19 protein-coding genes are annotated in these 26,084 nt (G+C 60.6%); 6 read left to right on the top strand and 13 right to left on the bottom strand.

Annotated elements, in window-relative coordinates; translation table 11 throughout:
* Positions 1–407 precede the first annotated feature (407 nt).
* The 5 genes from EI293_RS07450 (at position 408) to EI293_RS07430 (ending at position 9,475) form a co-directional block, all read left to right on the top strand.
* On the top strand, positions 408–3,743 hold the full coding sequence (locus EI293_RS07450) for a beta strand repeat-containing protein (protein WP_148103274.1): 3,336 nt from the start codon (positions 408–410) through the stop codon (positions 3,741–3,743).
* 243 nt (positions 3,744–3,986) lie between these two features.
* On the top strand, positions 3,987–5,099 hold the full coding sequence (gene gmd, locus EI293_RS07445; protein WP_125436518.1) for a GDP-mannose 4,6-dehydratase: 1,113 nt from the start codon (positions 3,987–3,989) through the stop codon (positions 5,097–5,099).
* 131 nt (positions 5,100–5,230) lie between these two features.
* Positions 5,231–6,187 carry a GDP-L-fucose synthase family protein gene (locus tag EI293_RS07440; RefSeq protein ID WP_125436517.1) on the top strand — a complete coding sequence of 319 codons (957 nt, stop codon included), beginning with the start codon at positions 5,231–5,233 and terminating at the stop codon, positions 6,185–6,187.
* 35 nt (positions 6,188–6,222) lie between these two features.
* Complete coding sequence (locus EI293_RS07435) at positions 6,223–7,458, top strand: glycosyltransferase family 61 protein (protein WP_125436516.1); 1,236 nt, start codon at positions 6,223–6,225, stop codon at positions 7,456–7,458.
* 52 nt (positions 7,459–7,510) lie between these two features.
* Positions 7,511–9,475 (top strand): glycosyltransferase family 2 protein, encoded by a 1,965-nt coding sequence (locus EI293_RS07430; RefSeq protein WP_125436515.1) that lies wholly within the window; start codon positions 7,511–7,513, stop codon positions 9,473–9,475.
* Between the two features lie 68 nt (positions 9,476–9,543).
* On the opposite strand, the gene EI293_RS07425 is transcribed toward EI293_RS07430, so the two are convergent.
* The 11 genes from EI293_RS07425 to EI293_RS07375 all read right to left on the bottom strand — a co-directional run bounded on the left by EI293_RS07425 (position 9,544) and on the right by EI293_RS07375 (position 22,042).
* The gene (locus EI293_RS07425) at positions 9,544–10,920 is read right to left on the bottom strand and encodes a glutamate-1-semialdehyde 2,1-aminomutase (protein ID WP_125436514.1); all 1,377 of its coding nucleotides are present in this window, start codon (positions 10,918–10,920) and stop codon (positions 9,544–9,546) included.
* A 65-nt stretch (positions 10,921–10,985) separates the two neighbouring features.
* Entirely contained in the window at positions 10,986–12,314 is a 1,329-nt protein-coding gene (locus EI293_RS07420; RefSeq protein ID WP_211339515.1) for a DUF4910 domain-containing protein, read from the bottom strand.
* 55 nt (positions 12,315–12,369) lie between these two features.
* Positions 12,370–13,014 carry a PIG-L deacetylase family protein gene (locus EI293_RS07415; protein ID WP_125436513.1) on the bottom strand — a complete coding sequence of 215 codons (645 nt, stop codon included), beginning with the start codon at positions 13,012–13,014 and terminating at the stop codon, positions 12,370–12,372.
* Complete coding sequence (locus EI293_RS07410) at positions 13,008–13,850, bottom strand: sugar phosphate nucleotidyltransferase (RefSeq protein ID WP_125436512.1); 843 nt, start codon at positions 13,848–13,850, stop codon at positions 13,008–13,010. The genes EI293_RS07415 and EI293_RS07410 overlap by 7 nt, the downstream gene beginning before the upstream one ends.
* 65 nt (positions 13,851–13,915) lie before the next feature.
* Positions 13,916–15,259 carry a class I SAM-dependent methyltransferase gene (locus tag EI293_RS07405; RefSeq protein ID WP_125436511.1) on the bottom strand — a complete coding sequence of 448 codons (1,344 nt, stop codon included), beginning with the start codon at positions 15,257–15,259 and terminating at the stop codon, positions 13,916–13,918.
* A gap of 60 nt (positions 15,260–15,319) precedes the next feature.
* Positions 15,320–16,660: an NAD(P)H-dependent oxidoreductase gene (locus EI293_RS07400; protein ID WP_125436510.1), complete on the bottom strand. Its 1,341-nt coding sequence runs from the start codon at positions 16,658–16,660 to the stop codon at positions 15,320–15,322.
* A 102-nt stretch (positions 16,661–16,762) separates the two neighbouring features.
* The gene (gene rfbC, locus EI293_RS07395; RefSeq protein ID WP_125436509.1) at positions 16,763–17,314 is read right to left on the bottom strand and encodes a dTDP-4-dehydrorhamnose 3,5-epimerase; all 552 of its coding nucleotides are present in this window, start codon (positions 17,312–17,314) and stop codon (positions 16,763–16,765) included.
* A gap of 57 nt (positions 17,315–17,371) precedes the next feature.
* Positions 17,372–18,466: an NAD-dependent epimerase/dehydratase family protein gene (locus EI293_RS07390; protein ID WP_125436508.1), complete on the bottom strand. Its 1,095-nt coding sequence runs from the start codon at positions 18,464–18,466 to the stop codon at positions 17,372–17,374.
* A gap of 114 nt (positions 18,467–18,580) precedes the next feature.
* Positions 18,581–19,474 (bottom strand): glucose-1-phosphate cytidylyltransferase, encoded by an 894-nt coding sequence (gene rfbF, locus EI293_RS07385; RefSeq protein ID WP_081768429.1) that lies wholly within the window; start codon positions 19,472–19,474, stop codon positions 18,581–18,583.
* 266 nt (positions 19,475–19,740) lie between these two features.
* Positions 19,741–20,526: a WecB/TagA/CpsF family glycosyltransferase gene (locus EI293_RS07380; protein ID WP_246010572.1), complete on the bottom strand. Its 786-nt coding sequence runs from the start codon at positions 20,524–20,526 to the stop codon at positions 19,741–19,743.
* A 112-nt stretch (positions 20,527–20,638) separates the two neighbouring features.
* Positions 20,639–22,042, bottom strand: coding sequence for an undecaprenyl-phosphate glucose phosphotransferase (locus EI293_RS07375; protein WP_246010571.1), 1,404 nt, complete (start codon positions 22,040–22,042; stop codon positions 20,639–20,641).
* 898 nt (positions 22,043–22,940) lie between these two features.
* On the opposite strand from EI293_RS07375, the gene EI293_RS07370 reads away from it, so the two are divergent.
* Positions 22,941–23,366, top strand: coding sequence for a Fur family transcriptional regulator (locus EI293_RS07370; RefSeq protein WP_125436507.1), 426 nt, complete (start codon positions 22,941–22,943; stop codon positions 23,364–23,366).
* Between the two features lie 40 nt (positions 23,367–23,406).
* Here EI293_RS07370 and EI293_RS07365 read toward each other — a convergent pair whose 3' ends face one another.
* Positions 23,407–24,924 (bottom strand): glycoside hydrolase family 32 protein, encoded by a 1,518-nt coding sequence (locus EI293_RS07365; RefSeq protein WP_125436506.1) that lies wholly within the window; start codon positions 24,922–24,924, stop codon positions 23,407–23,409.
* Positions 24,925–25,072: 148 nt separating this feature from the next.
* Positions 25,073–25,963 carry a carbohydrate kinase family protein gene (locus EI293_RS07360; protein WP_170170289.1) on the bottom strand — a complete coding sequence of 297 codons (891 nt, stop codon included), beginning with the start codon at positions 25,961–25,963 and terminating at the stop codon, positions 25,073–25,075.
* Between the last annotated feature and the right edge of the window lie 121 nt (positions 25,964–26,084).

The raw sequence follows: 26,084 nt of genomic DNA, 5'->3' as shown, positions 1-26,084 counted from the left end.
AGGCTTAACCCCTGGTGGCTGCAGATGGGATTGTGCGGAAGAATAAGCAGGTTTGCCACAGCATTTAAGCACCTTTTCAGGTAAGCGAGTATACGTCGGGACAGAGGGCCTTCACAGTGGCCACCCGCAGCATCAGGTGCCGGATGCTGCTTCTCAGACCCGGCAAACCGCTTTACCGAAAGGCAACGCAGGCAGGTTTCACCAATAGCATAAAAATCATTCGGCCATTTGGAACGAATTGTTTTTGGGAAGTAGTTTAACAAACATTCCTATATAGTTTTTTTCTTTTAAAGGCTCACAGAATGCAAAAAGGCCTCGGATCAAATTTTTCCCTGATGACTCAACGCAACCGCTCTGGTGCTCGCCTCCTGTCGTTATCGACGGCAGTATTTTCTCTTCTGAATCTGGTGCCCTCTTCAATGCAGGCACAAGGTCAGTTTCCAACCAACATCACGTACGCGGCTCCTATCACCATCACCCAGGGAGGAACGTACACGGGCAACTTTCGCAGCACTGACTCGAACACCCCATGTATCCGCATTCAGACTACCCAGCCTGTTACCATTACCGGCTGCACCCTGGTTGGTGCCGGCGACCTGATTGACGCCAAAAATGGCGGCTCGACGCTGGTGATTACCAACAACAAAGGCTACGGCACGCAGCAGAGCGTGGATAACCGCCGCCACGGCCGCTTTCTGGAGGTCAACTCCGGCCGCTCAGTACGGGTGGAAAACAACTACTTCGAGCATACGTCCGGTATTGCCGCTTACCAGTGGGGTGGCGACGGCTCAGCCTCGCAAACCCTAACGGTACGCTTCAACCAGGCCAAGAATATTGACGGCCGCTACCGCAACGGCGGAGGCCAGTACGTGCAGTTCTGCGGCCTGAACCAGGTGCGCAACGTGGGCAACATAGAAATTGCCTGGAACCAGGTGGTCAATGAGCCCAACAACAGCCTAGTAGAAGACAACATCAACTTCTACAACTCCGGTGGCGTGCAGCAGAGCCCGGCTCGGGTGCACGATAACTACGTGCAGGGCGCCTATCCCTACCCCGCCAACGGCAACACCTTCACGGGTACGGGCATGACTACCGATGGGGATGGCTCTTCGCCGACTACTACGGCCGCCTTCATTGAGGCGTACAACAACCAGTTCATTTCGACCTGCAACGCGGCCATGAACATTGCCGCCGGCCACGACATCTACTACCATGATAACCGCATGGTAACCAGCGCGCTGATGCCGAATGGCACGCCCCTGAATGCTACGTACGCGGCTACTGCGGTATTCAACGCCTACCAGCAGCCCGGCAACGTTTTCTATAACAACCGCACGGTAAACAATACCATCGGGTTTGTGAAGAATGGGTACAACGTGCCCTTCGCTAACCGCCACGACCTGAGCTCGGGAGCCTGTGCCACCTGCACCGGCACCAACCACCTGCCCAACCCCATTACCCTGCAGACGGAGCAGAATGAGCTGACGCTGTGGCAGCAGAAGCTGCAGCAGAACGGTATTACGCTGGGCTCGGGTGGTACTAACTCGGGCGGCACTACTACGCCTGCTCCAGCCCCGACGCCTACCCCCGCTCCTACCCCGGCTCCAGCCCCCATTGACCCCACCAACGCCGTCTTCGTACGAGCTATCAACGTGAATGGCGAAGCTGCTACCATTGATGGTAAGAGCTGGGAAGCCGGCAGCGCTGCTACGGGCTTCCAGACTAACGGTACGCCGTTCGCCAATCAGGGCGTTACCCTGAACCCCGCTACCGACGCTGCCCGCGCGGCCATGATCCGGTCATCAGTGTACAGCAACGCGCTGTCGGCCAACGTGAGCGTGAGTAATGGCACCTACTTGGTGTATGCGTATGTATGGGAAGATAATAACGCCGCTACGTTCAGCGTAACCCTGGAAGGCCAGACGGTACAAAGCAACCACAACAGTGGCGCGGCCGGCAGCTGGAGCCGCCTGGGGCCGTTCACGGCCAACGTCACCGATGGTACCATTACCCTGACTACTTCGGGTGGTGATGCTAATCTGTCGGGTATTGAAATCTGGCGGGCCGGCACTACGGCCGCCAACCAGGCCCCCACGGTAAGCCTGGCCGCCGCCAGCACCGCCGTGACCGTCAACTCGGCCCTGGCCCTGACGGCCACCGCCGCCGACGCTGATGGCTCGGTGGCCAAAGTGGAGTTCTTCAACGGCGCCACCAAGCTGGGCGAAGACACCTCGGCCCCCTATCAGCTGAGCTGGACGCCCACTGCCGCCGGTACCGTTGCCCTCACCGCCCGCGCCACCGATAATGCCGGCGCTGCCACTACCTCGGCGGCCGTCAGCGTAACCGTTAACGCCGCCAACACCGCGCCGGCTCCTACGTTCTCGGGCCCGGCTAACTCCACCTTCTTCCGGGCCGTCAACATCAACGGCCCGGCCCTGACGCTGGATGGCCGCTCCTGGGAGGCCTCGTCCGGCGCTGCCAACGTGCAGATTACCGGTATGGCCTTTAGCAATACGGCCTCCGTTCTGAACCCAACAGCCGATGCTACCCGCGCCGGTATGATTACCTCGGCCGTGGGGGGCAGCACCGTGGGCGCTACCATCAGTAACGTGACCAACGGCACGTATAGCGTGTACGCCTACATCTGGGAAGATAACGCGCCGGAAACCACCAGCATCGTGGTAGAAGGCCAGACGGTGCAGAGCAATTATAACACCGGCGCGGCCGGTAATTGGAGCCGCCTGGGGCCGTTCACGGCCAACGTCACCGATGGCAACATCACGCTGGTAACTTCAGGCGGCCACCCCAACCTGTCAGGCATTGAAATCTGGAAGTCGAACACCGCCACCCAGAACCAAGCCCCCACGGTGAGCCTGGCCGCCGCCAGCACCGCCGTGACCGTCAACTCGGCCCTGGCTCTGACGGCCACCGCCGCCGACGCTGATGGCTCGGTGGCCAAAGTGGAGTTCTTCAACGGCGCCACCAAGCTGGGCGAAGACACCTCGGCCCCCTACCAGCTGAGCTGGACGCCCACTGCCAGCGGCACCGTTTCGCTCGCGGCCAAAGCCACCGATAACGCCGGAGCTACTACCACCTCTGCCGCCGTTAGCGTAACCGTAAATGCGGCTGCAACGGCCACGTTCTACCGGGCCATCAACCTCAACGGCTCGGCCACCACGCTGGACGGTAACGCCTGGCAGGGCAGCAATGCGGCAAACTATACCACCAATGGCACTACCTTCGCCAACCAGGGTGTAACGCTGAACCCGGCTACCACCACGGCCCGGGCCCAGATGATCCGCTCTTCGGTGTACGGCCGCAACCTGACCGTCACGATGACCAGCGTCCCGAATGGCTCGTACGACGTATATGCCTACGTCTGGGAAGATAATGCGGCCCAGACGGTGAGCATCACGGTAAACGGTCAGCCGGCCCTGAGCAACTACAATACCGGCACGGCCGGCTCCTGGAAGAAGATTGGCCCGTACGCGGTAACCGTTACCAACGGCACCATTCAGCTGGTAGGCAGCGGCGGCGACCTGAACCTCTCGGGGGTGGAAGTATGGAGCAAAGGCAGCACCGCCTTCCAGTCGCTGAACCCCTTCCAGCCGGCTCCGGCCACCATGGCGGCCGTACTGAACCCAGCCTCGGGTGATGCTTCGGCAGCGGCAGTTCTGCGGCCGGCCCTGGTTGCCACGCTGGCACCGGCTTCGCGCCAGCGCGTGGCCCCTCGCCTAAGCTAGTTCGTTAGCTGCCAGATCTGAGCAGCAACAAAAAGCTCAACAAAAGCCAGACTCCTGACGGAGTCTGGCTTTTTGCGTTGGCAGCAACGCTATGAGCAGCTCTTATTTCAATTATTCAAGTTTAAAAATAAATATTTCAGTAAAATGTATTGGATATGTAATTTATAATACAATAATTTGTCGTAAAAGTTCTACGCGCAGGTTTGCGCCGATGCTGCTGTCTCACTTTCTATTCTCACCTCTATGAAGCGCGCACTCATTACGGGCATCACGGGCCAGGATGGCTCCTACCTCGCCGAATTACTCTTGAGCAAGGGCTACGAAGTCCACGGCATCAAGCGCCGTTCGTCCATGTTCAACACCGAGCGGATTGACCATCTGTACCAAGACCCCCACGAGCGGAACGTGCGCTTCAAGCTGCACTACGGCGACCTTACGGACTCTACTAACCTGATCCGCATCGTGCAAGAAGTACAGCCCGACGAGATTTACAATCTGGGGGCCATGTCGCACGTGAAAGTGTCGTTTGATACGCCCGAGTACACGGCCGACGTGGACGGCATCGGCACGCTGCGCCTGCTGGAAGCCATCCGGATTCTGGGTCTCACCCACAAAACGCGCATCTATCAGGCCAGCACCTCCGAGCTGTACGGGTTGGTGCAGGAAGTGCCCCAGCGCGAAACCACGCCCTTCTATCCCCGCTCGCCTTACGCCGTGGCCAAGCTCTACGGCTTCTGGATTACGGTGAACTACCGCGAGGCCTACGGCATGTATGCCTGCAACGGCATCCTGTTCAATCACGAAAGCCCCCAGCGCGGCGAAACCTTCGTGACGCGCAAAATCACCCGCGCCGCCACCCGCATTGCCCTGGGCCTGCAGGACAAGCTGTACCTGGGTAACCTGGACGCCAAGCGCGACTGGGGCCACGCCAAGGACTACGTGGAAGCCATGTGGCGCATGCTCCAGCAGGACCAGCCCCGCGACTACGTGGTGGCCACCGGCGTAACCACCACCGTGCGCGAGTTTGTGCGGCTGGCGTTTGCCGAGCTGGGCATTGAGGTGGGCTTTAGCGGCCAGGGCGCGCAGGAAACCGGCTTCGTGGTGGCTTGCCACCACCCCGATTTTCAGCTGGCCGTGGGCCAGGAAGTGGTAGCGGTGGACAAGGCGTATTTCCGCCCCACGGAAGTAGAGCTGCTTATCGGCGACCCCACGCGGGCCAAAACCGAGCTGGGTTGGGAGCCGCAGTACGACCTGCCGGCCCTGGTGCAGGACATGGTGCAGGCCGACCTGCGCCTGTTCCGCCGCGACGCCGTGCTGCTGGAAGCCGGCCACCAGATCATGTACCACGATGAGTAGCATAGGGTGAGTGGGTATGAGGGTTGGAGGGTAGGAGTCAGCACTGGTAATTGACCGACACCTTATCATACCCCTACCCCCATACCCTCCTACCCTCCTACCCTCCTACCCACATACTCTTACTTTTCCTCATGGAACATAACGCCAAACTATACGTGGCCGGCCACCGGGGCATGGTGGGCGCGGCCCTGGTGCGTCGCCTCAAGGCAGCAGGCTACCACAACCTCGTTACCCGCACCTCTCAGGAGCTGGACCTGCGCGACCAGGCCGCCGTGGAAGATTTCTTCGCGCTGGAAAACCCCGATTACGTGTTGCTGGCCGCCGCCAAAGTGGGCGGCATCCAGGCCAACAATGTGTACCGGGCCGATTTCCTGTACGATAACCTCATGATTCAGAGCAACGTGCTGCGGGAAAGCCAACGGCACGGAGTGAAGAAACTATTGTTTCTGGGCTCCTCCTGCATTTACCCCAAACTAGCCCCGCAGCCCATCAAGGAGGAATACCTGCTGACCGGCCTGCTGGAACCTACCAACGAGCCCTACGCCATTGCCAAAATTGCCGGCCTCAAGCTCTGCGAAGCCTACCGTAGTCAGTACGGCTGCAATTTTATCTCGGCCATGCCCACCAACCTCTACGGCCCCGGCGACAACTATGACCTGCAGAACTCGCATGTGCTGCCGGCCCTGCTACGCAAGTTTTCCGAGGCTGTTGCATTAGGCCTGCCCCGGGTGCCGGTGTGGGGCACCGGCACGCCGCGCCGCGAGTTTCTGCACGTCGATGATCTGGCCGATGCCTGCCTGCACCTGCTGCTGCACTATAACGAGGCCGAACCCGTCAACATTGGCACCGGCCGCGACATTAGTATTCAGGAACTGGCCGACTTAGTGGCCGAACTCACGGGCTACGCGGGTGAAATCCTGTTCGACTTCTCCAAGCCCGACGGTACGCCGCGCAAGCTGCTGGATGTGCATAAGCTGCACAAGCTGGGCTGGCAGCACTCCATTGGGTTGCGCGAGGGCATCACGGCCGTGCTGCAGTCGGCCGACTGGCAGCAGGCCACCCAGCGCCCCGAACCCCAATTTGCCTGAATGACCTGATTTCTACCAATCCAGCCCCGGTTACTATGCACGATGTTCTTCTGCGGGCCCAGCGCAAAGCGGGCCGGCTACTCCGCGAGTGGGTTCCGTATCACAGTCACTACCGACCTGCCGGGGTGCATGCCAGCAGCCGGACACTAGCGGCGCAGCCAGGCAGCGGGGCCGCCTATTTCGGCGTAGTGCCCGGCTATATTTCTCACTTGGCTATTCCTGATGATTTCTACCAGCACGCTACCGTGTACCAAGGGCTGCACGGCAAACCCAACCGCCAGGAAAAGGTGCCGCCGGCCTTTGTGGTAGAGTTGCTGGATGGCCGGGTGTACGCCGACAATTTCAACAGCGTAGCCATACTAGCCGCCGATGGCAAACTGGTAGGCGACGTCTCTTTTCAGTACAATGGGCAGCAATGGAACATTACCCCGCCCCAGGAAAACAACATCTTTCAGCAGCTCTATTTTCAGGAGCCGCTGGATGTACCCGGCACGGTGTGCAGCCTGCTTTCGGGCGGCGGCGCGGCCAGTGGCAACTACTACCACTGGCTGATTGACTCGCTGCCCCGCCTGCACCTAGTGCAGGCGGCCGGCCTGCTGGATGCCGTGGATTTTTTCCTGGTCTATGACAAATCGAAACGGTTTGTGCAGGATACGATGCGGGCGTTGGGCATTGGACCCGAGCGGCTATTGGATGTAACCGAGCGGCAGCATGTGCGCGCCCGCTCTCTGCTGGCAACCTCCAGCGTGCGGGGTAACCTCACGCATACTCCCAACTGGGCCTGCGACTTCCTGCGCAGCATTCTGCTTCCAGCACCCGTAGTAGCCCGTCAGTTCAGCCCCTATATCTACATCAGCCGACGCGACGCGCCGGGGCGTCATATTCTCAACGAGCCGGCGGTAGAAGCCCTATTGCAGGAATTCGGGTTTGAAAGCCATGTATTGACACCGTATTCCCAGGACGAAAAAACGGCGCTGTTTGCCCAGGCCCGCATTATCGTTTCCTCGGTGGGGGCCGGGCTGGCCAACATCGTAGTCAGCCCGGTTGGGGCGCAGCTCATTGAGTTGTTTCCCACCAGCTTTGTGGTGGCTGATTACCTGGAAGTCACTTCCCGCCTGGGCATCGGGCACCACTATCTGGTGTGCGAGACTCCCAACGCCAGCACATCACGGGCGGGGGCGCAGCGCGACGACCTGCTGGTGGACCTGGATGCCCTTCGGACTTTACTGAAAACGGCCATCAAGCGCCAGCCACAACCTCTGCCGGCCTAGCTTTTCCTTCGCACGGAGTGTTGTTCCTATCTCCTGTCATTTCCTTCTGCCTATGCCTTCCGTTCTGCTTTCCGTAGTTACCTGGAACAGTGCCGATTCCATTGAGGCGTGCCTGCACTCCGTGCTGGCCCAGTCTTACCCCGATTTCGAGGTCTGGGTGGTCGACAACAATTCGCACGACGATACCTGTGCCCGGGTAGCTGCCCTGGCCGCCACCGATGCCCGGGTGCAGCTGCACGCGCTGCCTCGCAACACGGGTTTCTGCGGGGGCCACAACTACTCGCTCGACCGTACCACGACCGAACTGGTGCTGCTGGTAAACCCCGATGTGGAAATGGAGCCCAATTACCTGACCCGTGCCGTAGCCGCCATCGGGCAGGATGAGCAGATTGGCACGGTATGCGGCCTCCTGATTCAAAGCCAGGAAGACGACCCGCGCATTGATAGTGCCGGCATGACAGCCCTCCCCGATGGCCGCTTCAGCCTGCGGCTGCACGGCCAGCACCTGAGCGAAGTCGGCCCGCTGACGGCGGCCTACGTGGATGGGGCCGATGGGGCGCTACCTCTGTTTCGGCGGCGGTTCATTAATGACTTACGGGTGCAGGGCGAATTTTTTGACTCCCGTTTTTTCGCGCACAAAGAGGACTGGGATATTGCCTGGCGGGGCCGTCTGTACGGGTGGCGCACCCTGTTTGAGCCCGCCTGCCGGGCGCTGCATCCGCGCCAGTTTCTGCCGGCCAACCTGCGCCTACGCCGCCGCCTGAGCGGAGCTATCAAAACCGATGCCGTGAAAAATCAGTGGCTGCTGCTGCTGAAAAACACCACCACCAGTCAGATTCCCCGATTGGCAGCGCGGGCCCTGCCCCGCCAGCTGGGCATCCTGGCCTACTCCCTGCTGGCGGAGCGAGCTTCCCTTAAGGCCGTCGGCTACCTGTGGCGTAACTGGCGTGACGTATTAGTGAGTCGGCAGCTGGTGCAGGAACGAGCCCGCCGTGGCTGGACGCCGCCGCCCTTTCCTGATGCGAGTGCGCCCCCGCTGCTGAGCATCTGCATCCCTACGTATCATCGGCCCGAACTACTGGCCCGGACCCTGCGCTCGGTAGGCATCCTGCCGCCGGAAGTAGAGTTGCTGGTATCCGACAATTCCACGGCCAACGACTTCAGCGAGCGGGTTACTACCCATGTGCTCAGCGAACAGCCCACGGCCCGGTGGCAATATTACCGCAATCCGCCCGGTGGCAATGCCTCCACCAACTGGCAGGCCTGCGTAGGCCGCGCCCGGGGCCGCTACATTCTCATGCTGCATGATGATGATTATCTGCTGCCCGGGGGCCTGGCGGCTATATTGCACGTATTGCACCGCCAGCTCCCGGAGCAGCACCACGCCGTGCTGTTCGGGGTGAGTATTGTGAATGCGCAACGGCACGAGTTGCAGCGCCAGGTACCCGCCCGCTCCCGCTGGCTGGCACCCGCTCAGGCGGTGGAAGCCCTGCTCACTAATTCTTCCCTGGTTCGGGTACCCGCCCTGGTGGTCAGCAAAGATGCGTACCTGCAAGCCGGCGGCCCTGACCCCAGCCAACAGGACACCGATGATACCGACCTCTGGCTGCGCATTTTTGCCCGCACCGGAGTGCAGCTGGAGCCCACCTGCACGGCCGCTTACACCGTGCATGAAGCAGCCCTCACGAGCACCATGTTTCAGGAGCGCAACGTGCAGCTGCTGCTACGCATCTTCCAGAAGGCGCGGGGCCAGCAGCTTTTGCCGGAACCACGCCTGCGCCGGGCGGCCGCTAACTTCTTCCACCAGTTTGTGCTGGCCGGAGCTTACCGCGCCCTCCGGAACCATGATGCCGCCGGGGCCCGCCGGATATTGCGGCTGCTGGAGCTACCGGAGTTGCGCCAGCTACCGGTTTCGCTGCGGTGGCTACCAGCCCGGCTGGGCCTCGGGCTGGCGGCCCGCTTCCGCTGGACGCCTCCCGCTTATGATGGGGCCGCCTGGCTCCGGCCCTCCGTGTAGTTGTCATCTTTCCACAAAAAAGCCTGTTCCGGTTTCGGAACAGGCTTTTTTAGCTGTATAAAGGCCGGTTAATTATAACGCCGGTACACCACTTTCAGCGGCCGGCCTTCCAGGTAGTTTTCCACGCCTTCATCCAGGGCCCGGCGGTAGATGCCCAGCACTTCGTGCAGGCTATCCACAGTCTGGTCAATGATTTCGTCGGTCATGGAATAATTGGTGATGAAGGACGGGCACAGCATACCGCGCCGCGTAGTTTCCTGCAGAAACAAGGCCCGCATAGCCTGGGAAGGCTGCCCGGCCGCATCCCGCGTGGCATACGATAAGCAGCAGGGCCGGCCCATCAGCTGCACGTAGGGGGCCAGGCCGTGGCTTGCAATGCTTTGGTTGAAGCCCAGGGCCAGCCGCTCGCCCAGTTCATAGAGCCGCTCCACTACCGGCTCCTGCCGGTATACCTGCATCACGGCGCGGGCGGCGGCCAGGGCGTGGGTTTCGGCTCCATACGTAGTGGAAAGCAGGAATACCCGCTCGTGCGCGTGTTCCAGTCCTCCCCGCTCCATCAGCTCACGGCGGCCTGCCAGGGCGGCCAAGCTGAACCCGTTGCCCAAGGCCTTGCCGAAGGTAGATAAATCGGGCCGGATGCCGTGGCAGTACTGGGCACCCTGGTTATGCCAGCGGAATCCGGTGATAATCTCATCGAAGATGAGTACGACACCTTCGCGGCGGCACAGGGCCTGTACGCCGGCCAGGTAGCCGGGCAGCGGCGCTTGGTCCTTCTCCACTTCCATAATCACGCAGGCCACCTGGCCTGGGTGCGCCGCCAGCAGGGTTTCCAGACTGGCCAGGTCGTTGTAGCGAAACTTCAGGCTGAGGTGGCTGATGGCTTCCGGAATACCGGCCTGCAGCGGCGTGGTACCCATAAACCAGTCATCAACGGAAAAAAACGGATGGTCCTGGCAGACCGCCACCAGACTGCGGCCCGTATAGGCCCGGGCCAGCTTAATGGCGGCGCTGGTCACGTCGGAGCCGTTTTTAGCGAATTTCACCATATCGCCGGCCTGCGTGAAAGCCAGAAACTCCTCGGCTGCTTCCAGCTCCAGCAGCGCGGGCCGACCGAAGTTGGTACCCAGCTCCATCTGCCGCTGAGCGGCCTGCACCACGGGCTCGTATGCATGACCCAGCGTCACGGACCGCAACCCCGCCCCAAACTCCACGAACTGGTTGCCATCTACATCCCAGACGTGTGCCCCCTGCCCCCGCACGAGGTAAGGGGCCATGAACTCGGGAAACTGGTCGTCGCCTTTGGCATAAGTGTGCGCGCCGCCCGGTATTACGCGGTTGAACCGGCTTCTGAGCAGCCTGGAGCGGGTGAAGCTGCGGGGCTGCTGCGAAAAAGAAGTAGCTCCGGCGAGCGGTGCGGCGGGGGCCAAGGTGGAAGGATCTGGCATGATAGAGGCTCTTGACAACGAGCAGTTGAGGTGCACACGCTATAAGCAGCACGGCCGGAAAGTCATCAGGAAATGGGTTGCAGCAGTCCGGCACCTTCCAGAGCTACCGCGGCGCGGTGCAGCAAAGGGAAGGGTAACGCGGCTTTTTCGGCCACATCGAGCAGGTTGTGGGTACCGTCGGAGAGGTTGAGGAGCCAGAGCAGAGCCATTTGCCAGTCGGCTCCCTCCTGCCCGCCGCCTACGCCCTTGTACAGGCCCCGGCGGCCCAGTTGCGGCTCGCCGTAGGGGCTGAGGTTGCGGTAGGTACGGTTGTGTTCCAAAGCGGTGCAGATGTTCATGACCAGCCCCAGACTTTCGGTCAGCTGCTCGGGGCGCACAAATTCCAGGTTATCGGCAGAGGTATGGTACTCGGCAAATTCCCCGAACGGCGTGCGCGAAAGACAACCCACCGGCAGGTTAAAGCCCGGAGAGCAATATTGCCGCTCGTCGTAGCCATAGGGCAGCCAGGGGCGCACGGTATGCGGTGCACCTGTCTCGCGCAACACCACGGCCACGGCCCGGTCTACTTCGGCGGCGCCTCGCCGGCTTTGCTTGTAGGTGAAGCGGCCGGGGCCGCCCAGCAGCGTGAGCACCAGCCCGTGCCGGATCAAGCCCACAGTGTCACGGTGGCGGCTCAGCCATACAATCGAGCCGATAGTGCCCGGCCCGAATACAAACCGGTAGGTGTAGCGGCGCGGCTGTCGGGCCAGTTCGCGGGCCAGAAACACGGCCACCACCAGCCCCGAGAGGTTGTCATTGGCCAGCGACGGGTGGCAGCAGTGGCAGGAAAGCAGCACTTCTTCCTCGCAGGCTCCCGGCAGCACCAGTTCGCCGTAGGTCAGGCTGCCCTGCTCATCCAGCGTGCTGTCGATGCAGACTTCGTAGTAATCATCCTGCAGGGTTTCGCGGTGTTGGTGGCTCAAGCAGAAACCCCAATTGGCCTGGTAGTAGCTCGTGCGGTACGGAATCAGCTCGGGCTGCTCAGGGAGGGAGAACAGGTGGTCATGCAGCTCCTGCCGCGAAAACCAGCCGTGCACTGGCGTGCTATACTGCAAAATATGCAGGTTGTGCTGCTGAAAATCAATGACCCGCTCTCCGGCCGCGTTTTTCACCCAGGCGTCGCGGATGGTCCACTCGGCCGGCACCGTCCAGTCGAGGGCCGGGGTGCCGCTGGGCACCTCGTGTACGCGCAGGGCGGGCAGATACTCGCGCAGGATGCTCAGCGTCTGGCGTACCCCTTCGCCCGTGATGCTGCGGCAAATTGGGAACAGGCGTTCCAGCAGCGCGTGCATAGCCGCCCCCGGCGTGGGGGCGGCATCGGGAGGTAAAGAAACGAGGGGAGCGGCCGGTTGCATGAGGGTAAGGCAGAAAAGAACGTCAAGCAGATATGCGAAAACCGATCCGGGCTTTTCACCCGCCCAGCACCAGCTTGCGCAGATAAAATGCCTCCGCGTAGCGGGTGGCACTTTGAATACCGCGCAGCCGGGGCAACGCCCGAAACGTTTCGTCATCGTACCAGTGCTTGCCGGCCTGACTGGGAAACCCTTCCCGGAGCAACCGCAGCTTCTCGTCGAGTACGGCGGCTGGCAGCTCCACAAAAGCGGCCGGATTGCCCAGGTCGCCGTCGTATTTGGGTATCTCGTACTCCAGAATCAGGTGGCTGCGAAACGTATTCCAGGTCAGTTCCGACACCAAGCGGTGGTCCTGGTGCAAATCGTGCTGGTAATGGGTCAGAATCAGGTTGGGCTGGAAGCCCTTCAGGCGTTCAAACTCGCTTTTGATAGCGGCCCGCTCTGCCAACAAAGAGCCGTCGGCGAAGCGGTGTACCGTAATGGAAACCGTGCCGGCCGGGGCAGCGGCCAGAAACAGCCGGGCGCTGGCTTCGGCCTCGCGGGCCCGCTCATCGGTGGCAGCCCACACCACCCAGTGCACGGCCTCCACGCCGCCCTCCCGGAGCCACCGCAAAATGGCGCCACCGGCCCCAATCTCAATATCGTCGCAGTGCGCGCCCAGGCACAGCAGCCGTAACGGAGCCGTTGGGCTCAGGCTCAGCATGCGGCCGCTGCTGCTGTAGGGAGTTTGGCGCGCCGCTGCAGATACTGCACTGGCTCGGCGGGCGTGCGCCACACCTCCCAGGGTGCGTTGCCCCGGGCGCTCAGCTCATCCAGCTGCTGCTTGTCTTTGAACGTGTCCATGGCGGCCCAGAATCCGGCGTGTCGGTGGGCCTGCAGGCGGCCTTCCCCAATGAGCCGCTGGAACGGCTCTTCCACCAGCTCTTCGCCTTCACCCAGGTAGTCAAATACTTCCGAGCGAAACGCAAAATAGCCCGCGTTGATCCAGAGTCCCGATTTAGCAATGGGGCTGATGTACTCCACCTGATTTTCTTCGCTCAAAGCCACCACGTGGAAGCTATGCGGCGGCTGGTAAGCCATGAAGCTGCCCACGGCTTCGGAAGCCGTAAAATCGGCTACCTGCTGATCCAGGTCCAGGTCAGTCAGGCCGTCGGCATAGTTGGCCAGAAACATTTCCTCGCCTTCCAGAAACGGCTGCACGGCCCGGAGCCGCTGGCCCACGTTGCTGTGCAAGCCCGTATCTACGAACGTGATGTTCCAGTCGTCGATATCGGAGCTGAGCAGCTTTACCTGCTGCCCGCCCTTAGAGAATACGAAGTCGTTGGACAGGCACTCGTTGTAGTTCATGAAATATTGCTTCACCGAATCGGCTTTGTAGCCCAGGCACAGGATAAAGTCTTTGTGGCCGAAATGCGCGTAATAGCGCATAATGTGCCAGAGCATGGGCCGGTAGCCCAGCGGCACCATCGGCTTGGGGGTGTTCTCGGAGAACTCACGCAGGCGCATACCTTGCCCGCCGCAGAATAGAACTACTTTCATCGTGGGGAGAGAGAAAATGAGTAGAAACCGGCCCGGCAGCGGCCCGGATGGTAGTCAATGAGTGGCTATTGGTACACCTGCACCTCCGGAATGGGCACTACGAAACGGCCGCCCCACTCGCGGATATCCTGCATCTGCTCCATAATTTCCTCCCGTAGGTTCCAGGGCAGAATCAGCACGTAGTCGGGCCGGGTCTGGCGGATCAGGTCGGGGTGGCAGATGGGAATGCGCGTGCCGGGCAGGAAGTTGCCCTGCTTGTGCGGACTTACATCCACGGTATATTCCATAAAATCGGTGCGGATGCCGCAGTAGTTGAGCAGCGTGTTGCCTTTGCCCGGCGCGCCGTAGCCCACCACCGTTTTGCCTTCGCGCTTAGCCTCAATCAGAAACTCAAGCAGTTTGCGCTTCGTTTCCTTGGCCTTCTCCTCGAAATCAGCATAATACGTCAGGTCCGTAATACCGGCTTCCAACTCCTGCTCCCGCAGGGCCCGTACCCGGCGAGTTACGGGGTGCGTCGTATCGGCGGTGTGGCGGGCGAAGATGCGCAGCGAGCCGCCGTGCGTGGGCAACTCCTCCACATCAAACAGGGTGAGGCCATGATGGGCAAAAATGCGCTCCACGGTATAGAACGAGAGGTAGCTGAAATGCTCGTGGTAAATCGTGTCGAACTGGTTGCCTTCCATGAGCCGCAGCAAATGCGGAAACTCCATGGTGATAACGCCGCTCGGTTTCAGCAGTATCTGCATTCCGGCCACAAAGTCGTTGATGTTGGGAACGTGGGCCAGCACGTTGTTTCCCAACAGCAAATCGGCCTGCCCGCTCAGCTCGGCCACGTAGCGGGCCGTGTCAAGCCCGAAAAAGCGCACCAGCGTATTGATGCCTTTCGCCTGAGCGTGGCCGGCTACGTTGGCCGCCGGCTCGATACCCAGCACCGGAATTTCCTTCTCCACAAAATACTGCAGCAGGTACCCGTCGTTGGAGGCCACCTCTACTACCAGACTATCCTTGGTAAGGCCAAACCGCTCCGTGGCCATATCGGTGTAGCGGCGGGCATGGCGCAGCCAAGAGGCCGAGTAGGAAGAGAAATAGGCGTAATCGTTCTGGAAGATTTCCTCGGAGGTCACAAACTCATCCAGCTGCACCAGAAAGCAGTCACGGCACACGCGGGCGTGCAACGGGTAAAAGGCTTCGGCCCGGTTAAAGGCGTGGGGGCGCACATGGTCCTGGCACAGCGGGGAAGTGCCCAGGTTCACAAACGTGAAATCGAGCGGGGCCCCGCAGAACCGGCACGGACTAGCCGGCGGCTCCACCGGGGCAGACCGCAGGGTATCCGGGTTGGTCAGCAGAACAGGCCGGGTATCGGCAACAGCTAATGCTACAGTGGGCGAGAACGAGGATATCTGTTCCATAGCCTTTGATGGAGGGAAAGGGGGAAGGAGATGAAAGCGGTTTAACCGGCCGGGAACCGGCTACATGACCGACCGGGAAATGGCTTGATCGAAGGGCGCAACGGTCAGCCGGAAATACTCTTCCTGCTCGCGGCGCAGCTGGTCAATCAGCCGGCCTTCCGGGAGCAGTACGTCATCGTAGGTGAGGGCCTGGTCCTTGGGCACATCGTGGCGCAGAATACAGCCCTCGGCCACCCCAATCGGCAGCAGATTTTCGCGGCGGGTCACGTCAGCATTTTCGGCCAGCCCGTACGTGTGGTAGTGCCCGATGCCGTCGAGCACCTGCCCGGCGAAGAGCGGGATTTTGGCAGCCGTTATTACTTCCACGCACATGGGGCCGGCCGGAGCCAGGGCCGCATCCTGAAACAGCACGGCCCGCGCCACGGTAGTGGGCGTTTCAAAGTGGCACAGGTGGTAAGGCGTGTAGAAGCAGTACAGCGGCCCCGGCCCCAACTTATACAGCTTGAGGTAATGCTGCTGCACAGGGTCATCAATGGTACCCAGCACAAATATGCCGGGGCCGGGCTCGGCACCCACCACGTAGTCTACTATGCCGGGGCCGCCATTCAGCAGCAGCTCGTGCGGGTACCAGTCGGCGGCCTTGGTTATGGGCGTACCGGCTTCCACGGTGGGCCCCAGCATACCCCGGCGCGCCACCTGCATGCCCAACGCGTTGGCCACTACAGCCTGCTCGAAGCTGATTTTGCTACCATCGGCGAAGCTGGTAACCATGCTGGGGTTCTGGCCCCACTGGCGGGCAAAACCTTCCTGGGTGGTGGGGTTGCGGTAGGGGTCGTGCAGGCCTTTGATGTTGCCGCAGAGTACCGGCGTTACGCCCAGGCCCTTCACGAAGCGGGCTAGGTTGAGGGTTACGCCCGGCTGGTCGCCGTCGGCCACGGTGTATACCACGCCGGCCCGGTCGGCGTACACTTTCAGAATCGGTCCCACCGTGCCGTCCAGCTCGGCGTTGAGCAGGATGATGTGCTTGCCGTGCCGAATGGCTTCCAGCACTACGCGCGCTCCGTGCTCCACGGCCCCGGTCACCTCAATAATAGCCTCGATACCGGCGGCGCGGCTCAATAGCAGGGCATCATCGGTAATGGCGGGGCGGCCCTGCGCCAGGCAGGCCTCTAGCTGGGCCACGGAGCCTACTTCCACCACATCCGTAACGCCGGCTTCGGCATAAATGGCGCGGGCTTTTTCGGGGGTGCGGTTGGCAATGGCTACCAGTTCCATCCCGGGCACATAGCGGCAAATCTGGCGGGCTACCCCCCGAGCCATGAAGCCCGCGCCCACCATGGCTACCCGAATCGGGCGGCCTTCGCGCTGGCGCTGTTGTAAAGCAGTATCAATGATGAGCATGGGTTTCTGGAATTATGAAGTTGAGGTATGGAGAAGAAATTGGGGCCGCCTCCGGCGGCCGGGGCTGGCCCCAATTCCTAGCCCTTACTTTTCAGTTCCCGGCTATTCTACCGGCTCGGGTACCCGCAAGTAGAAATCGGGGTGGTGCTGGTCCTTCTCCGAAACGAGCAGGGGCTCGAAAGGCCACTGAATCCCGATGGCCGGGTCATTCCAGCGCAACCCCCGCTCATGGCCGGGCGCATACTTGGCCGATACCTGGTAGCACACATCCGTGTTGTCCTGCAGCGTAAGGAAGCCGTGGGCGAAGCGACCGGGCACAAACAGCATCCGGAACGAGTCGGCAGTCAGCTCCACACCCAGCCACTGCCCGTACGTAGGCGACTCTTCCCGCAGGTCCACAATCACATCGAGAATGGAGCCGCGCGTGCAGCGTATCAGCTTGGTTTCCTCGTGGGGCGAGAGTTGAAAGTGCATGCCGCGCAGCGTGCCCCGGTGCGGATTGGAGGAGACGTTGGCCTGCAGGGGCGGCATGAGAATGCCGTGGGCGGCAAACTCGTCTTCGCACCAGGAACGGGCAAAAAAGCCGCGCTCGTCGGCCATCCGGTCAACGTCGATGATGAAAGCGCCGGGCAGCTCTGTTTCGGTGAAAATCATGGATCGTGGCGGTTAAAGTTGGTAGAACGGTGGTGACAGGACAGGAAGAAGAAAGCCTCAGGCCACAACGGGCACCGGTACCACCAGTGGCCGGGCGCTAACGTTGCGGACCCAGCTCAGGTCGTCGCCCAGCTCGTGCGTGTCGCGCAGGCTGGTGAGTACCCGAAGGCGCATCAGCTCCGACGACCGGAAGGCGGCATCCCGGAAGTTCATCCGCAGCAAGCCGTCACGCAGTTCGGCAATGGCATCGGTGAGGGTGCGGCGGGGCTGGTGGGCAGGGGCAAGTTCCTGGTACAAGCTAAAATCGACGCGGTAAGAGCGTTTATCCGGCGGTGCATCGGCGTTGAGGCTCACGCGGGTGCCGGGCAGAGCGTCGGCCACGGCGTAGGCCAGGTCGCGCACCTGGTAGTTCCACTGGTCGGAGCCGGTGTTGACGGCCAGAAAGGTGCCGCCCACTTCAGCCGGCCGGCCAATGGCCCACTCAATGGCGCGGGCCATATCCTGTACATGAATCAGGGGCCGCCAGGGCGTACCGTCGCTCAGGATGCTGATTTCGCCGGCCGCTACGGCTCCGGCCACAAAGTCGTTGACTACCAGATCCAGCCGCAGCCGGTCGCTCCAGCCACAGGCAGTGGCAAAGCGCAGACAGGTCACCAGAAAGTTCTCATCGGCCAGCGGGCGCAGGTCCACTTCGCTCAGTACTTTAGAGCGGGCATATGCCGTCAGGGGGTTCAGCTGCGAGCTTTCGGTTTTGGCACCGTCCCCGCCAGCTCCGTACATGCTGCACGAAGAGGCGAATATGAAACTGCTCACGCCGGCAGCTTTGGCCTGGCGCGCCAGCTCAATGTTGGCGCGGTAGTTTACGTCCAGGGTGGCGTCCTCGTAGGTCTGGCCCATGGGGTCGTTGCTGATGGCGGCCAGGCTCACCACGGCATCAATGCCATCGAGCAGACCAGCCGGCAGGTAGCGCACATCCCCAAAAATCTGGCGGTCCAGCCGCGACTCGGGCAGCCGCTGCGCGCCGGTGAGGCAGTGCGAAAAGTAGCCCATGTCGTAGCCGATAAGCTCGGCCTGCGGAAATTGCTGGCGCAGGTGGCGCACCACGCCGGGCCCCACGTAGCCCATATTACCCGTGATAAGAATGCGTTGCATACAGTGAAATGGTGAAGTGGTGAAATGGTGAGTTTGATGTTCGGTAGTGACTTAGCGCAGTTTGATCCGACAGGACGGCAAACTCTTTATTTCACTACTTCACAAGTTCACCGCTTAGTCGGCGGGCATGATGGTGGGGGCGGCCACGCGCTCCGTGGGCGGGGCCACCAGCGGGGAGGCCAGGATTTCGGCCAGCACGGGGTCCGGCTCAATAGGTTCGGGGGCGTTATCCCACACTTTCCACTTGGCGCGGCCCTGCTGCCACATTTCCTCCAGCATGTTTTTATCGCGCAGGGTATCCATGGGCTGCCAGAAACCTGTGTGCCGGAACGCGGCCAAGTGGCCTTCGGCGGCCAGGCGCTCCAACGGCGCCTTTTCCCACACGGTATCGTCGTCGGCAATGTAATCGAGCACTTCCGGCTCCAGCACGAAGAATCCCCCGTTGATCCAGGGCGTTTCGCCGCCCTCGGGCTTTTCGGTGAAGCTGCCCACCATGTTGCTGGTATCAGCGAGGTTGAAGACGCCAAAGCGGCCGGGTTGGCGCACGGCCGTGAGCGTGGCCAGCGCGCCCTGCTGCCGGTGGTAGCGCACAGCCGCCCGAATATCCACGTCCCCCACCCCGTCGCCGTAGGTCAGGCAGAACGGCTCCCCGGGCGTCAGGTAGTCGCGCACCCGGCGCAAACGGCCGCCGGTCATGGTTTCCTGGCCGGTATCTACCAGCGTCACGGTCCAGGGCTCGGCGTGGTTGCGGTGAATCTGCATCTCGTTACGGTCCATCCGGAACGTCACATCGGAGTTGTGCAGAAAATAATCAGAGAAGTACTGCTTGATCATATGGCCTTTGTAGCCGCAGCACACCACAAAATCCCGGATGCCGTGGTGGGCATAAATCTTCATAATGTGCCATAGGATGGGCTTACCGCCTACTTCTACCATGGGTTTGGGCCGTACGCCGCTTTCCTCGCTGATGCGGGTGCCGTAGCCACCTGCCAGAATTACTGCTTTCATAAGGGTCAGAGTTGGAGAAAGACTATATCAAAGAGAAGTCAGCGAGAAGCACCCCAGACAGCTTTTGCGCTCTTATCTGGTTAGGCTAAAGTTTCAGAAATATAGAGTTTATTATAATCTTGTCAATATTTTTTATTACTATTTTTTAAAATATTTAAACATAAGATTATAATTATCCTGTTGGCATTTACGCATACTGCCACCGCCCATCACAGATGGGAGGACCGATTGAACAGCAGGCGGTAGATGGGGGAAGCGTAGTACCGCTAAGCGGTAGCACGGGGCGTGGGCCGGCCAGCCAGCTGGGCAGCAGCCCGACGAGTCAGCAGATACAGAAAGCGGGAATTAGTAATCAGGTAGCGCCGCCACAACCGACGCGGCTCCAGCCACAGGCGGTAAGCCCACTCCAGCCATAGCCGCCGGGCCCAGGCGGGCAGCCGGTTCTCCAGGCCGGCGTAGACCGGAAACGCCTGGCCCACGCCCAGCATACAGGCCCGGATGCGGCCGCGGTGGGCAGCCATCCACCGCTCCTGCCGGGGGCAGCCCAGGGCCACAAACAGCAGATCGGGGTCAGCGGAATTGATGGCGGCTACTTCGGCGGCGTCCTCAGCGGGCGTAAGTGGGCGGAACGGCGGCGAGCAGGTACCCGCAACGCGCAGGGTGGGCAGCTCGCGCCGGGCGCGGGCTACCATGGCCTGCAATACTTCTTCCGTGGTGCCATAAAAGTACACCGACTGCCCGCTGGCGGCGGCGGCTTCCAGCAACGCAGGCAACAGATCCATACCCGCTACCCGGGGCTGCGGGGCCGCATGCCCCGGGTTCAGCCACTGCACTGCGGCCGCTACCGGGCTACCATCGGGGGCTACCAGCGCGGCCTCTTTCAGGATCTGCCGGAAATCGGCATCCTGCTGAGCTTCCACCACCATATGCACGTTGGCGAAGCAGACGTAAGCGGAAGTGCGCATCGCGCCCAGCTTCAGAATGGCCGCCACGAACTCCGACGGCGACCCAGTCGAAATCCACGAATCCAGAACAGGCAGCTTGGGCAGCATCGGGGAAGTAGTGAAGTGGTGAGTTTGTGAAGTGGTAAAGTGATTGATCTGATGGCGTGAACCACGTACATAGCACGAAAACTCACCATTTCACCACCTCACCATTTCACCGTTAGTAGGCATTTTTCTCGCCGCGCACCATATTCCAGACGGTGAGGAAGATGATTTTCATATCCAGCCCAAACGACCAGTTTTCTACGTATTTCAGGTCGTATTCCACCCGCTTTTCCATGGTTCCGGCCTCCCGGGTTTCGCCCCGGAAGCCGTTCACCTGCGCGTAACCCGTGATGCCGGGCGTCACGGCGTGGCGCATCTGGTAGGTGCGAATGTGCTTGCTGTACTCTTCCAGCTGCGAAATCATGTTGGGCCGGGGGCCGACCACGGACATGTGGCCCAGTAGCACATTGAAGAACTGGGGCAACTCATCGAGGTTGTATTTGCGCAGGTATTGGCCCACGCGGGTGATGCGGGAGTCGCCTTTGGTGGCCTGCAGCTCGCTCTGGCCGTGGTTGGTACGCATGGTGCGCAGCTTGAAGCACGGAAACAACTGGTTGCGCTTACCGGGGCGCATCTGCCGGAAGAACACCGGGCCCGGCGAATCAAGCTTGATCAGGGCGGCCAGCGCCGTGAGCACCACCGGAAAAATCAGGAGAATAACCGTCAGGGAGAAGACGATATCAAACACCCGCTTCACGGCCAGGTTGGCACGGATGCCCAGCGGCTCGTGCCGGATGGTGAGGATAGGCAGATGGTCGTAGAAATAAACGTTCACGTCTTTGCGGACGGTACCGCGAAAATCAGGTACGATACGGAAGGAAAGGAAATGTTCGTCGGCGAAGCGGGACAGGTCTTCGATGAGTTGCCGCCGGTCGAGGGGCATGGCGAAGTAGATTTCATCCACCTGCTCGTGCAGGCAATAGTTCTTCAGCTCGGCCAAGCGGCCACGTACCAACGGGCGCAGCTCGGTAGGCAGCGTGTGGGGCGTATCGGTGAAGAAGCCCATGAACTGGTTGGCAATTGGGTCGTGCGATTCCAGAAAGCGGTACAGCTCCTGGCCGCTGGGGCCACTGCCCAGAATCACGAAGCGACTGTGGGGCCGGGCCAGATGACGGTGGTAGGTGCGATACAGAAACGTCATGAGGAATCGCCCCGCCACCACGGCCGTCACCGAGAAGGCGTACACCGCAAACAGGTACCGGGCAGGCGGCCAGTAGAGTTCCAGCAGCAGAATGGTCAGCAGTATTACCCCCGCATGCAACACAAAAGTGCGCATGAGGTACAGCAGCTTCTCGGGGTAGGTAATGAGCCGGTCAGTGCGGTAGATGTTGGCAAACTGCCCCGAGAGAATCCACCAGAGCAGCGCAAAAATGACGTAGAAGAAGGGATAATAGCCACCAAAGTGCCAGTTACCCAGCTGCTGGAAACCGGCCAGCCGGAAAGCTCCGAAAATGAGCAGCATATCGGCCAGCGGCAGAATAATGCGGGAAGTGTCAGTGTAGTGCCGGTAACGTTCCATGTGGCAGGGGAGTGTGGTGTGCGCAGGAAACTCAGACAGAACAGGTGGGTACAGATCAGAGCGTAGCAACTTTCGTCTATACAAAGGAAACATTATTTATGTTTTAAACAATAATTTATATGACTATTTATAATATAAATTCTAAAATAAATCAAAATGGTTCTGTTTTATATGAACCCTTTGCACGCAAAAAACATTCCCTCCTGGCGCGGAAAGCGGGTTTTGCAGCTATAGCCAGCGTAGGTACCGCCACCTACTTCCAGCGGCTGAAAAACTGATCGTACTGCTCCCGGTATTCGTCGCTGACAGGGATGGTCACGTCCTAGATATGCACCGTGCCGCGTGTAACGGCCGTAATGTGGTAGAGGCTATACCCAGGCCGTCCGCTACTTCGGGAAGGTGGGGAACCTCTACCCCTTCGATTACGATGCCAACGTGTCACTGGTCTGGACCTGCTTCAACCTGGGCAAAAAAATGAGGCCTGGATGCTGTACGGCAAGGCCCTGCTCATCCGGCCCAACGATGCTACGGCCACGACCGGCTTCAAGGGCGCGCAATAAAATACCGGCCCGGCACTCTGTGTAAAAGCCGTTGAGAAACCCGCGCCTAAGGCCGCCTCAACTGGCAAAAGCATCTTATTTGCTAAAGCATTGACAATCAATTATTATTTAGTTTTACTAATATAATTCAACCCGATGCACGAACGTTTTAACGAGGTTTTACGTAGTTTCGCCTTGCCGACTGGTTACAGGTGTGTGTCTGTCGGCAAGAGCTGCACCTATTGCAATATGAAGGCCCTGGCTGACGAGTCGGGGCCTTTTTTATGGATCAGTCACATCCCTTGAGGCGTCATTGAGGCATTATCCGGCCGGCGTATTCCGCGTATCTTTGTCTTCCTATGGCAAGCCCCGACCGTATTTCCCAGACGCTTACTCACCACAAGCTGCGGCATACCCCCGTGCGCCGGGCGGTACTGCAGGCATTGTCGGCCTCCCCATTTGCGTTGTCAGGCCACGAGGTAGAGCAACAGATTGGCGGTGAGGTAGACCGGATTACGCTATATCGCACACTCAAAACCTTTGAGGAAAGCGGCCTGATTCACCGTGTTATTGATACCAGCGACACCGTGCGTTACGCGGCCTGCTCCGTAGAGTGCAGCGCCCACGCGCACTTCGATGACCATGTGCATTTCAAATGCACCAACTGCCAGCATATTTACTGCCTCAACCAGGTAGCTATTCCGGCCGTAGCACTGCCCACTGGTTTCGCCGCTGATTCGCGCGACTATCTGCTGGCCGGCGTGTGCCGGGAGTGCACGCAATAACCAAGCAGTTGCCCGCTCGAAGCGGCTGTTTTATCGGTTGTTATTTGCCTTTCAGACGAGCATAGGTCAGCGCCTCCACCGCGAGGCCGTCGGGGGTACGTAGAGTGAGCGTGGTCAGAGGGTGGCGGGGGAAGAAGATGTCGGTGAGCGTGGTCAGGCCGCCATCGGCAAACATTTCAACCGAGGCCGCATCGAAGAGCAGCGTAAGGTCGGCGGCGGGGCCGGTTGCCAGGCGCGGCCCGGGAGCCCGGCCGGCAAATTTCGGGCTGAAGCTGTTGTCGCCCACGTTGCTCCGGTCGAGGTAATACTCGTTTTTGGCCTTGTCGAAACCGATTACCAGCTCCTCTCCCTGGGAGTTACCGAATACCAGCTGAAAATCCCGCAGTTGCTTCATGCTCATTTTTAGCTGAAACTGCGGCCCCGGGGCGGGCAGCTTACCGGCCAGGCTCAGCTCGTTTTTCACCGTCAGGTTAGTGAGCTTCTGGGCGGGCTGGGCCAGCTTAACCAGCTCCGGGGAGGGCGTAGACGTCAGGTATATTTCCGCGCCTACCTGCCGCAGGGCCAAGTCGCGGGGAGCCGTCATGGCGCTGCGCCAGGGGGAAGTGGGTACCTGGTTGGCATAGTCCCAGTTGCTCATCCAGCCCAGAAAAATTTTGCGGGCACCGGTATTGGCCCAGGTTACGCCGGCGTAGTTGTCCTTGCCCCAGTCTACCCATTTCTGGGTGGTAGTGGTGGGCGTGAAGGTTTTGCCATCAAACTGCCCTACAAAATACTGCGTGGCCGAGCCGCCGTTGGGGCCGCCGGGGTTGATGCTCACCAGCAGCACCCAATGGGTTTTACCGTTCAGCGTGAGCGGGAATAAATCGGGGCACTCCCACACGCCGCCGTGGGCCCCCAGCTGCGCGCCAAACTCGCTGAGTTTGGTCCAGGTTTTCAGGTTGGGCGAGCCATAGAACGTGATGCGGTCCTTAGTAGCCAGCGTCATCACCCACTGCTTGGCCACCGGGTTCCAGCTCACTTTCGGGTCGCGAAAGTCCTGGATGCCGGGGTTGGGCAGCACGGGGTTGGCGGTGTATTTCGTCCAGGTTTTGCCTTTGTCGAGGCTGTAAGCCAGACCCTGGTACTGATGCTTGTTGGTGTTTTTCTTCTCCTCCTCGGGATTGTGGTAGGTGAAGATGGCCACTAGGGCATTCTTGCCGAAGCCGGCCGTATTGTTGGCATCGAGCACAGCCGAACCCGAGAAAATCATCCCCAGCTTATCCGGAAACAAAGCAATGGGCTGCTCCTGCCAGCTCACTAGGTCGCGGCTGGTGGCGTGGCCCCAGTGCATCGGGCCCCACTCCATGCCCTCGGGGTAATGCTGGAAAAACAGGTGGTAGGTGCCGTTCACGTACACCATGCCGTTGGGGTCGTTCATCCAGTGAGCGGCGGGCGTGAAGTGGTAGCTGGGGCGGTATTGGGGCGTAGCGGGCGGCACCGGTCTGGCCGGCTGGGTTTGCGCCGGGGCCAGTTGGGTTCCGAAGGCCAGCGCCAGCGCGAGCAGGAAGGATTTTTTCATATCAGTGGGTGGGGAAAGAACAGAAACAATAGCGCGCAGGGGCGCAGCCGAAGCAGCTTGCGCACCATCGGCGGGCGGCTGGGGCAGTGTCAGCATGCGAGATTCCTCGCGGGGCCCGGAATGACGTCCTACAAACAACAAAAGCGCCCTAAACCGCCTGTCCGGCCAGTAACTGCCGCACATCGGTTTCCGTGAAGGCCGGCGTGGCACCCTGGTGGGTAGCCACCAGCGCCCCGGTGGCGCAGGCGAAACGCAACGCCTCGCCGGGCTCCTGGCCCGCCTGCCAGCCCTTGAGCAGCGCCGCCAGAAACGCGTCGCCGCTGCCGATGGTGTCGCGCACTGATACCGGTACGCCGGGGGCGCGGTAAAGGCGGCCGTTGGTCCAGAGTAGCGCCCCGTCGGCCCCGCAGGTGACGCACACGGCGGCCAGATTGAACCGCTCGGCCAGCCACTGCATGGCAACCTCCCGGTTGGTTTCGGGGGTAAACCAGGCCATGATTTCGGCCAGCTCGTGGTGGTTCATCTTGACCAGGTCGGCCTTTTCGAGCAGGTATTTCACCACCTCTTTCGTGTAGTGTGGGGGCCGCATGTTCACGTCGAATACCTTGAAGCGGGCGTGCTCCAGCAGGCGGTACAGGGTTTCGCGGGTGCCAGCCTGGCGGGCGGCCAGGGAGCCAAACACGAATACATCGGCCTGGGCCACCAGCTGCTCCAGGGCCGGCTCGTACTGGATATAGTCCCAGGCTACGGGCTGCACAATTTTGTAGGTCACCTCGTTGGTATCGTCTACGTTGGCTTTCACCACGCCAGTGAGGTGGGTTTTGCCCTGCTGTACGAAGTCAGTACTGAGGCCTTTCCCGGCCACAAAAGCCGTCAGCTCCTGGCCCAGTTCGTCGTCGCCCACGCGGCTGATGAGCTCCACCGGCAGGCCCAGTTGGTGCAGGTGTACGGCCACGTTGAAAGGCGCGCCGCCGGGCTGCTTGCCGGTAGGCAGCACGTCCCAGAGAATTTCGCCAAAGCAGACTATGGTATCAGACATGAGAAGTAAGAGCTTAGAACGTAGAGGATAGAACTTAGAAGAACGAAAACCGGAGCGTGACAGTAACTTTCAATCTTGTATCGGCCCTGTCTAGGCTCTTGCTTCTATTTTCTAACTTCTG

Origin of the sequence: Hymenobacter perfusus (assembly GCF_003944765.1) — a bacterium.
GTDB classification, from domain to species: Bacteria; Bacteroidota; Bacteroidia; order Cytophagales; family Hymenobacteraceae; genus Hymenobacter; species Hymenobacter perfusus.
Note: the sequence above shows the minus strand (reverse complement) of the source record. Positions and strands in the feature narration are given on the sequence as shown.